The organism is Propionicimonas sp., from assembly GCF_047606205.1.
GTDB lineage: Bacteria > Actinomycetota > Actinomycetes > Propionibacteriales > Propionibacteriaceae > Propionicimonas.
The window spans coordinates 1-9,226 of record NZ_JASGES010000167.1 but is presented as its reverse complement, the minus strand read 5'-3'; the positions used below and the strand labels follow the sequence as shown (position 1 = coordinate 9,226).

Genomic DNA, 9,226 nt, shown 5'->3' with positions numbered 1-9,226 from the left:
GCCGTCACACCAGCTCGGCGTCCAGGGTGATCGTGGTGCCGGTGAGCGCGGCCGAGACCGGGCAGCCGACCTTGGCGTTCTCGGCGAAGGTGGCGAACTCCTCGGCGGTGACGCCGGGAACCGAGCCCTTGACGCTCAGGTGGATGCCGGTGATGCCGGTGCCGGGCACGAAGGTGACATCGGCCCGCGTGTCGAGGGCCGACGCGGGGGTGCCGTTGCCGGCGAGGGCGTGGGACAGTGCCATCGAGTAGCACGAGGAGTGTGCCGCGGCGATCAGCTCCTCCGGGGTGGTCTTGGCGCCGGGGGTCTCGCCGGCGCGCGACTTCCAGTCGATCTCGAGGCTGCCGACGTTCGAGTTCAGGAACTCGACCTCGCCCTCGCCCTCGGTGAGCGAGCCTTCCCAGTGGGCCTGTGCGGAACTGACCGTCATGTTGCCTGCCTTTCGTCGGTGGGTGGCCTCCCGGGCGTGCCGGGGTCCTGTGGATCCAACCCCGCGCGGGGAGGCCTCTATTCCGGCCGGACCGGGGCGCTCGGGTAGGCTCGACCAATGGCCAGGCCGGAGCCCGACGCGGAGGGGGACGCAGCGGGGGCGGCCTCCCGCGTCGAGGTCGGGACGGGAGCGGCGATCGGCCTCACCGGACTGGTCGGGGCCGTGGTGTTCAGCCTGCTGATGATCGCGAGTGCGTCGGTGTACGAGGCCGTGGCGGAGGACGACGGCGTCGCGGGCCTCGACCGTCCCGTGCTCGACGCGATGATCCGGCTGCGGACGCCACTGTCGGAGACGGTGGCGACGGCCTTCACCGAACTCGGGACGACGGTGCCCATGGTGGTGATCGGGATCTTCCTGATCAGCGCGCTCTACCTCACCCACCGCAGGCGGACGATCATCGTGCTGATGGTCGTCGCCGCGGCGGGGAGCATCACCTTCACGATCGTCGGCAAGGCCCTGGTCGGACGGAGCCGTCCGCCGCTGGTCGACGCCGTTCCCCCGTACGAGGCGAGCTTCTCGTTCCCGTCCGGCCACACCCTGAACAGCACGGTCGTGGCCGGCATGCTCGCCTACCTCGTGGTCTGGCTCGCCGCCCGCGTCTGGCAGCGAGCCTGCGCGGTGGTGGGCGCGGCGCTCTGGGCGCTGGCGATGGGCCTGAGCCGGGTCTTCCTCGGGCACCACTGGCTGACCGACGTGGTGTTCGCATGGCTCTTCGGGCTGGCCTGGCTGGCCCTGCTGATCACCGTCCACCAGCTCCTGCTCCGCCGTCAGGCGCGGCGTCCGGCCGCGTGAGCAGCACACCGGCGCAGCGCTGGGCCGGGACAATTGTGCGGATGGGTCGGCCCTGCCCGGCTGCCTAGCCTTGTGCCGCATGGGGGGTGACGCCGTGCGTCGGAGGGACCCTCGCGCGACCGCGCGGGGTCTGCCGCCACCCGCACGGTGACCCACGCCGGGCGCGCCCGGGTGTTCCTCAGCTACCGGCGGGCAGACTCCCGGCACGTCGCGGGGCGCGCGGCGGACAAGCTGGCCGACCGGTACGAACTGTTCATGGACATCGACACCATTCCGCCGGGCGTCGACTTCACCGAGTATCTCCGCAGGGCGATCGGTGGCTGCGACGTCCTGCTGGCGTTCATCGGCGAAGGCTGGTCGACGATCCGCGATGACGCCGGGCGGCGGCGGATCGACGATCCCGACGACTGGGTGGCTGCCGAGATCGCGACAGCACTGGCCAGGGACGTGCCGGTGATCCCGGTGCTGGTGGACGGGGCGGTGCTGCCGGCGGCGGCCGACCTGCCCGAGGGCCTTCGCCGCCTGGCCACCCGCCAGTCCACACCGCTGCGCTACGAGTCGTTCACCTCCGACCTGACCCATCTCGTCGCCGCGATCGAGCACGCGACCCGCCGGGGAGTCGCCCCGCCGATGGCTGAGGCGGGCCCGGAGTTCGCCGACCGGTGGGACACGGGCGCGACCGCCGCTGCGCGCACACCGGCGGCTCTCGCCGTCCCCGCCACGCACCGTTCGAGGCTGCCGGTCATCGTCGGGGCCGTGGTGGCCCTGGCCTGCGGCCTGGGCGCCTGGGTGTGGTTCGCACGCCCGGTGCCGGCCACCGTCGCCCGCGCCGGTCCGACCGCCGCCGCCTCCGTCCCGGGCAGCGCCTCCTCCCTGCCGTCCGTGCCGCCGGCGACCACCTCCGGCGCGCTCAAGGCCCGCGTGCCGGTGTCCTTCCGGGGCACCTGCAAGCGCCTGGTGCCCACCGACCCGGCGCTCGCGACGGGGCTGCTCGTCGCCGTGCAGTGCTCCCCCGCGACGTCCGGGAAGGGCCCTCGCTACGCGTTCTACCTGCAGTACGGCGACGCCGCCGCCGCGCAGGCGGCATTCCGGGGGTACTACTCCGGGAGCCCCGCGGCGTCCGGCGACTGCACACGGGAGCCCGGCGAGACTCCCGACGAACGGCCGCTGGGGAGCCCGTCCGGGGTGCTGCGCTGCTACCGCGACGCCAATGCCTACGGAGTGTTCGCCTGGATCGCGCCCGAGCAGTCGATCGTGGCGTCGGCCGCCGACGCGAGCCTGCCGTTCGGTGAATTCTTCGAGTGGTGGTCGCAGGCGGGGCCGACCCCTCGCTGAGTTCCGGTGGCAGCATTGCCGATTCTCAGCGCGATTCCCGGGCCCATAGCATCCTCACAGCCGGTTCTGAGTGTCGGGGGCGCTGTGGAAATTGGTGGATTCACGCTGGGCCAGCAGTTGCCGGGGGGACGGTTCGGGGCACGATGGAGGGCCAGGACCGGCGAGGGCGACGAGGTGGTCCTCAAGGAGTTGCCGCGACCATCGGGCGGGCCTCGGCCGGAAGGCCCGGATTTCGGGCGGGTACACGACCTGGCCGGCGAGAACGTGGCCCGGCTGGACGAACCGGTTCGTGACGCCGAGGGACGGTCGTGGCTGGTCGAGGAGTGGGTGGACGGAGTCTCGCTCGGAGCTCTGACCCAGGAGCACACGCTGTCGACGGCACAGGCCCTGGGGGTCGCACGCGGAGTGCTCACCGGGCTGGCCTCACTCCACGCCGCGGGGGTGGCGCACGGGCTGGTCTCGCCGGCGACCGTGATGCTGACCCTGGCCGGAACACCGAAGCTGGTGGACACGGCCACCTGGCCGGCGGACCCCGAGGTGGCGACGACCGACGAGTACGCGGCGCCGGAGGTGGCCGCCGGTGCCGCGCCCGACCCGCGGGCGGACGTGTTCTCCGCGGCGAAGGTGTTCTCCGAACTGCTGGATGGTTCGGTGGCCGGGGCGGTGGGTGCCGTGCTCGCGAAGGCGTCGGACGCCGACGCGTCCGCACGTCACGAGGACGCCGGCGGGCTCCTGGCCGAGCTGGCGCACGCAGCCGAGCGCGCGTACGGACCGTTGTGGTGGACCCTGGAGGGCATCGGCGCCGCGGTGGCGTCCGCGGTCGGGGTGGGGGCGGCGACTGCGTCGGCGACGGTGGCGGTGGAGGCGGGCGCGGGCGCCGTGCCCGGCAGCCTGGCCGGAAGCGCCGCGTTCCTGGCGGGCGGCGACGCGGGCTCGAGTGGAGCGGGCGTGCTCGGCAACGCGGTCAGGACCGGCACCAGGTTGCGCAGGCTGATCCCGATCGTCGTGGGCGGGATCGTTGTCGGCGGGATCGGGATCGCCCTCGCCAACCCCGTCCGGCCGCAGGGGACGGAGCCGGAGACGTTCACGGCGCCGGTCCTCACCGCGTCCCCGTCGGCGACGGCCGGCCAGACCCCGACGCCCACCCCCACCACCCCGCTGGAGCTGGGGTTCAACGGCGACTACGAGTACGTGACCGTGCTCACCAGGTCCAATGTGCCGCGGGTCAAAGTGGGCACCCGGAGCAGGGAGTTCCGGACCGTGACCACCACCTGCGATCAGGACGGCTGCAGCACGGTGATGCAGATCGCGGACCGTTCGGTGCCGACGATCCGCACCGCCGACGGCTGGACCCAGGACGACCGCTTCGACGAGGAGTGTGTGAACACGGAGACGAACGAGGTCGTCAGCACGGACAACCCTTCCCGGAGCATCCGGACGCTGCGGATCGACAAGGTCGTGGACGGCAGGATCGTCCGGCTCGTCGGCACCTCGAGGTTCTTCCAACTGAAGAAGTGCGCGGACCAGACGGAGAAGCTCCTCACGCTGACCTACAAGGTCACGATGACCCTGAAGGAGTGAAGCCGATTTCCCATCCCCCGCGCCGCTGGGTAGAGTGTGGCCTCGTCCTCAGGGACGTTCGGGGCTATGGCGCAGTTGGTAGCGCGCTTCCATGGCATGGAAGAGGCCACGGGTTCGAATCCCGTTAGCTCCACAGAACTTGCCGGAACTGTGCCCTCCTGACGGAGGGCCTTTTCGTTCTGTGGTGTCCTGTGGGGGTCGAACCCCCACACCCCCAACCGGGGGCTCGCCCCCGGACCCCCGCCGCGGTCGGGTCTTCGGGTTCGAAGAGCGTCCATCAGGGTCCACCTCGGTCAGAATGCGCCTGGTCGCCGAGTACCGCGACGCGCGAGCCCACGAGGAGACCTCTCGGCTGCGGAGGATGCTGGCGCTGCGCGCCCTGCTCGCCACGAGTTCCAGTCAACGCCACATGGCCTCGAAACTCGGGATCAGTCAGCCGGCCGTGAGGCGACCGAGGTGCAGCGGCAACGCCGCCGACGCAAGGGCAAGGCGGCCTACCGTCTGGTCCGGTACGCCGAGCAGCCACAGGGCGAGGTGGCCGCCGTGAGCGCGCCCGATGGGGTTACGGCTGTCACCGGAGAAGACCCGCGTGGTCCCCCTCGATGACGGGTTCGACTTCCTCGGTTTCAACATCCCACGGGATGTGGAAACGAGGCGGCACCAGGTCGTACGTGTACACCCGCCCCTCGAAGAAGTCAGTGGCTTCGATCAAGGCGCGGGTAAAGGCCACGACCTACAGAAACCCTGCACCGGGACCCCGGGTGCCTCATGGAACATCTGGGCCGGGTGCTTCGCGGGTGGGCGAACTACTTCGGCCGCGGCGTGTCTAGAGCCATCTTCGCCACGATCGATTCCCACACGTGGGAACGGATCACGGCCTGGCTAGGGAAGAAGCACCGGATCGGATGGCGGAACTCCGACGCAGGCACTGCCTGCCCGGAACCTGGCGGCTCACCCACGACGGGAAACGTTTCCGGGGCGCAGCCAGCGTCAGGTTGTCCGGTACCGCTACCGCGGCTACCAGATACCAACCCCGTGGACACCGACAGCCACCCGCTGGCCAGGACCCCTCACGTGGAGAGCCCGGTGCGGTGAGAATCGCACGCCGGGTTCGGCGGGCGGGCTGTGGAAACCCACCGTGAGCAATCACGGCAGGGCGCCACAGCCCGACCCCACTGGCGCCAGACCCGCCGCGGCGACAAGGACGTCACCGTGATCATCGACCTGACCGGGCCCCGCACCGGCCACGAGCTGGCACGGCTGCTCGACATGGTCGACGGCCCGCGGCCGCACCCATCCCAAGATCCGTCACCCGAACGAGAGGCGGCTTGCCCACCCGGATTGCACCGGGTGCAGCGGGCGAACCTGCCGCCAGGCCGGACACCCGAACCTCGCAGGGATCAGGCCGGCAGGTCGTCCCAGGGCACGGGCGTCGTCGTCCCGGACTCCCAGTCGCGGCGCAGGATGCCGTACGCGATCGAAGCCTTCGGCTCGAATCCTTCCACCGGCCACGCCTCTCGGTAGTGGGCCTCCTTCACCCAGCCGGCCCGGACGAAGACCCGGCGCATGGCCACGTTGTCGTCCCGGGTCTGGCCCTCGAAGCGGCGCAGCGTGGGGTACGTCCGGAACACCATGCTGGTGAGGGCGCGCAGCACGGGTTCACCGAGTCCCCGGCCGCGGTACTGCTGGTCGAGCCTCAAGTCGAACAGCGGCGCACCGCCATCGGCGATGTCCTCCAGGTCTTCCAGCACGGCGATCCCGACCCGCACTCCGTCCGCGAGCACCCAGTAGCCGGCGCTGCCATCCGACCAGTAGCGGCCCTCCAGGACGAGAGCGCGAGCACCCTGCTCGGTGACCGACGGGCGGCCGTGGAAGGGAAAGGTATTGGACGCCAGGAAGGCGGCGAGATCCTCGACCTCAACCTCGGGATCGAAGGGCGCGAATGCGATGGTGGGCACGGGCTGGATCCTAGGAGACTCAGCCATGGGGATCGATGGCTCACCTCGTCGTGGGTGCAGCCGGACACCCGGTTTCATGCGAGGCTGGCGCCATGGCCCGTCTCCTGCATCCACCCGCGGAGCGATTCGACCCGGTCACCGCCCGCTGGCTGACTCCGGGCGGCCCGCTCCAGGACCCGCAACGTGACGTCGACCCCGGTCACCAGGAACCCGTCACCCTCCTCGGCCCGATCCCCCAGGAAGGTGGCGGACGCCGCACCGCCGGACCACCGCGACGCCGGTCACCGGCACGCCCGGCGCCGCCGGTGGCTCGTGCTCGGCGACGACGCAGATGCGTTGCCACGTTTGTCCTGGTCACCGTGCTGGGGGGCGGGTGCAGCGCAGCACCGTCTGCCGTCCTGCCTCCCACCGGCCTTCCCTCCCCGCCGTCGATGACTGCGACGGCCACCACGACGCCAACGACCGGACCGTCCCCGACAACGGTCAAGCCGCGCATCAGCAGGCAGGGTCTGGCCTACTTCTACAAGATCGCCCTGGGAGCGGAGTACGGCGACAAGGCGCGCGTGGTGAAGCGGTGGGTTCAGCCCACCGTGACTGTCCGGGTCCACGGGACGGCAAGCGATTCCAGCCGGGCGTGCCTGGCCCGAGTTGTGTCCGACTTCAACGCTCTCACCTCTACCACCGATCTGGCTTTGACCCGGCAGGGCAGCGCCGACATCCAGCTCTACTTCGCCCCGGTCACTCGCTTCCGCGCCCTGGATCGCGGCTATGTTCCCGGCAACGACGGCTTCTTCAGTACATGGTGGACGGACAACGCCATGGACAAGGCTCGGGTCCTGATCAGGACGACTGGCATCGCCGACACCATCCGCTGCCACCTCATCCGGGAGGAGCTCACCCAGAGCATGGGACTGATGAGGGACGCGAACGACCATCCGGGAAGCATCTTCTACGGCAAGTACCTGCCGGCCCCTGTCCGGTACTCGCATCTGGACCAGGAGTTGATCAGGCTGCTCTACAGCGGCGCGCTTGACCCGGGCGACACCAAGGCTGAGATTCGGAAAAAGGTGACTGTCGCCGGCTGATCTTCGCCGCTCACCGATCCGGATCTGCCGCGGCGTCGTCGCGGCGCGGGCTTGTCCTTGTCGGCGGGTGGGCGTCGCTGTCGAAGATCGCGGCGATCGCCTTGCGGCGGGTTTCAGCTTCGTGCTCGATCTCCGCCTTGACGGCCTCGGCCTTCCTGAGCACTTCTGGATCGGACCGGGTCTTGTCGATCCAGTGTTCGAGGGCGAGGCGGATCTCCTCGGTGGCGCTCCGGGCGGTCAGCTGGGCGATGACGTCCAGCTGGGCGCAGAGCTCTTCGGTAGTCCTGACGGCGAGCGTTCTCATCTGCCCGCCCGCGTCCGGGACCCCGGGCGGGGTTTGCTCACTCATGTGAGCCACCTCCTCAATGGATTGCGGCCGGCGACCGGATGGTCACCTACGCGCCGCAGCGAACCGACGAGGTCGTAGGCAGTGGCCCGCGGGATGCCACCAGGAGAGCCTGGCTGAGCCACTGCATACGCATGGGGGTAAAAGGTGCATGAGCTGCCAGTGAGAGGTGATCCGGCCTGGCAGGCGGCGCTGCTGGCAACTCATACGCTCTGTTATGCGCTAATGCTGTTCGAAAGTCAATACATTGTTGACTATTCCACAACGTAGCCAGATGAGGGGGCGGACAAACAATTCCGTCCGCCAATCATGGATTAGGGTGGAGTTGGAGCACTCTGGCAGTGGTAGGCGGCACTTGGAGCTGGTAGATGTTGCCGTCGTAGACGCGGACGGTCTGGCTGGGTTGATGACCCCAGTTCAGCCGGAGAGTGTAGGTGTGCAGGAGCTGGCCTGTGTTGGTGAATTGGTACACGTACTGGTAATAGATCCAGCCCTTCTTGGTGTAGTGGCCGCTGGAGACCAGGTAGTAGTTGAGCCCCGGTTCGCGGGCCACCAGCCCCATGAACGAGTTGGGATAGGGCACATGGATGTCGATGCGCAGGTTGCCGTCGTGGACGTGGAGGAGCCGTTCCTTCTTCGACACGGTGTACGTCAGGCTCGCGGGCGCCGGCCCGGGGCCGGAAACCAAGACGTTATGGTCCGCGGAGATGAGGACAACACTCTCGCCCTGAGTGACCAACTGTCCTGGCGCGTCGTTGAGGTTGGTGTTCTTTGTCTTGACCCATTCCAACCGATTGCCCGAGTTATTGAGCTGGTACTCCAGCACCCGGTTGTCGTCGTCAAGGAACCAGTACCTGTCACCGGTGATCGCCAGATCATAGATGCCGTTCCCGACCGGTCCGAGCAGTTCCTCGGGGATCGGGACCGAACCGACGAGATGGTTGCCCTCGTAGGTGGAGATCCTGTTGTGGGCGAGGTCAGTCAGGATAATCCGTTCACCGTCGACAATGAAGCTCTCCGGAGCGATCAGTTCTGAGTCCACGCCAGGATCGATGATCAAGGAAGGTACGTCCAGCAGGACCGTTGCAGCGCTCGCCTTGTTCGGCGGCAGGGCGTCGACCACGACACGCCCTGCCGCCGTGGGCGATGCCTCCATCGCCTCCGACGGGGTCGGAGTAGCGATGGGGGCATTGGCACCGGTGCACGCCGACATGACAATCGCAACCGCAGTGGCGAGCGCCATCAGCCCTATATGACGACCGAACGCGAGCACCCCGCCACCGGAAGGCTCGCGGTCGCGCAATCGGGCCACTCCTTGCTCGCCAGCGGACGCTCTCCTCACCCAATCACCAAGTCCCGTTCTGATACACGCCCGTCCCGTAGCCGGGTTCGACCGAACTCATCTTGCTCCGGTGGAACACCACGCGATCGGTCGTCGGGCTTGTCGTTGATTCGCCGACCCAGACCTTGCCCGCGGGCAGGTGGTCGTACCCTTCGATAATCACCACGTGGTGGCCTTTCCGGACCTAAATGTCCCATGCCTTGGGAGATCGGTTCGACTTCTTGAAGTGCACGCCGTCCAGAAGGGTGGTGGTACCGTACTTTGAGCCGAGTTGATACGCCGCCGACACAAACCCGG

General features: G+C 68.9%; 10 protein-coding genes and 1 tRNA gene. 6 read left to right on the top strand and 5 right to left on the bottom strand.

Features of this window, described 5'->3' with window-relative positions:
- Positions 1-4: 4 nt before the first annotated feature.
- Positions 5-430 (bottom strand): OsmC family peroxiredoxin, encoded by a 426-nt coding sequence (locus tag QM633_RS10525; RefSeq protein WP_415153709.1) that lies wholly within the window; start codon positions 428-430, stop codon positions 5-7.
- A gap of 117 nt (positions 431-547) precedes the next feature.
- Here QM633_RS10525 and QM633_RS10520 point away from each other — a divergent pair, with 117 nt between their 5' ends.
- The 5 genes from QM633_RS10520 to QM633_RS10500 all read left to right on the top strand — a co-directional run bounded on the left by QM633_RS10520 (position 548) and on the right by QM633_RS10500 (position 5,293).
- Positions 548-1,282, top strand: a complete 735-nt coding sequence (locus tag QM633_RS10520) for a phosphatase PAP2 family protein (protein ID WP_415153708.1) — start codon at positions 548-550, stop codon at positions 1,280-1,282.
- A 147-nt stretch (positions 1,283-1,429) separates the two neighbouring features.
- Complete coding sequence (locus tag QM633_RS10515; protein WP_415153707.1) at positions 1,430-2,617, top strand: TIR domain-containing protein; 1,188 nt, start codon at positions 1,430-1,432, stop codon at positions 2,615-2,617.
- A gap of 84 nt (positions 2,618-2,701) precedes the next feature.
- Positions 2,702-4,198, top strand: coding sequence for a protein kinase domain-containing protein (locus QM633_RS10510; RefSeq protein WP_415153706.1), 1,497 nt, complete (start codon positions 2,702-2,704; stop codon positions 4,196-4,198).
- A 60-nt stretch (positions 4,199-4,258) separates the two neighbouring features.
- A tRNA-Ala gene (locus tag QM633_RS10505) sits at positions 4,259-4,331 on the top strand.
- A gap of 635 nt (positions 4,332-4,966) precedes the next feature.
- Positions 4,967-5,293, top strand: coding sequence for a group II intron maturase-specific domain-containing protein (locus tag QM633_RS10500; protein WP_415153705.1), 327 nt, complete (start codon positions 4,967-4,969; stop codon positions 5,291-5,293).
- Positions 5,294-5,598: 305 nt separating this feature from the next.
- Here the strand turns inward: QM633_RS10500 and QM633_RS10495 are convergent, their stop codons facing one another.
- The gene (locus QM633_RS10495) at positions 5,599-6,156 is read right to left on the bottom strand and encodes a GNAT family N-acetyltransferase (protein ID WP_415153704.1); all 558 of its coding nucleotides are present in this window, start codon (positions 6,154-6,156) and stop codon (positions 5,599-5,601) included.
- A gap of 431 nt (positions 6,157-6,587) precedes the next feature.
- On the opposite strand from QM633_RS10495, the gene QM633_RS10490 reads away from it, so the two are divergent.
- The gene (locus QM633_RS10490; RefSeq protein WP_415153703.1) at positions 6,588-7,241 is read left to right on the top strand and encodes a DUF2927 domain-containing protein; all 654 of its coding nucleotides are present in this window, start codon (positions 6,588-6,590) and stop codon (positions 7,239-7,241) included.
- Between the two features lie 10 nt (positions 7,242-7,251).
- On the opposite strand, the gene QM633_RS10485 is transcribed toward QM633_RS10490, so the two are convergent.
- From QM633_RS10485 to QM633_RS10475, 3 genes are all read right to left on the bottom strand, one after another.
- Positions 7,252-7,590 (bottom strand): hypothetical protein, encoded by a 339-nt coding sequence (locus tag QM633_RS10485; RefSeq protein WP_415153702.1) that lies wholly within the window; start codon positions 7,588-7,590, stop codon positions 7,252-7,254.
- Between the two features lie 304 nt (positions 7,591-7,894).
- Positions 7,895-8,890 carry a hypothetical protein gene (locus QM633_RS10480; protein WP_415153701.1) on the bottom strand — a complete coding sequence of 332 codons (996 nt, stop codon included), beginning with the start codon at positions 8,888-8,890 and terminating at the stop codon, positions 7,895-7,897.
- 43 nt (positions 8,891-8,933) lie between these two features.
- Positions 8,934-9,095 carry a hypothetical protein gene (locus QM633_RS10475; RefSeq protein ID WP_415153700.1) on the bottom strand — a complete coding sequence of 54 codons (162 nt, stop codon included), beginning with the start codon at positions 9,093-9,095 and terminating at the stop codon, positions 8,934-8,936.
- Positions 9,096-9,226 lie beyond the last annotated feature (131 nt).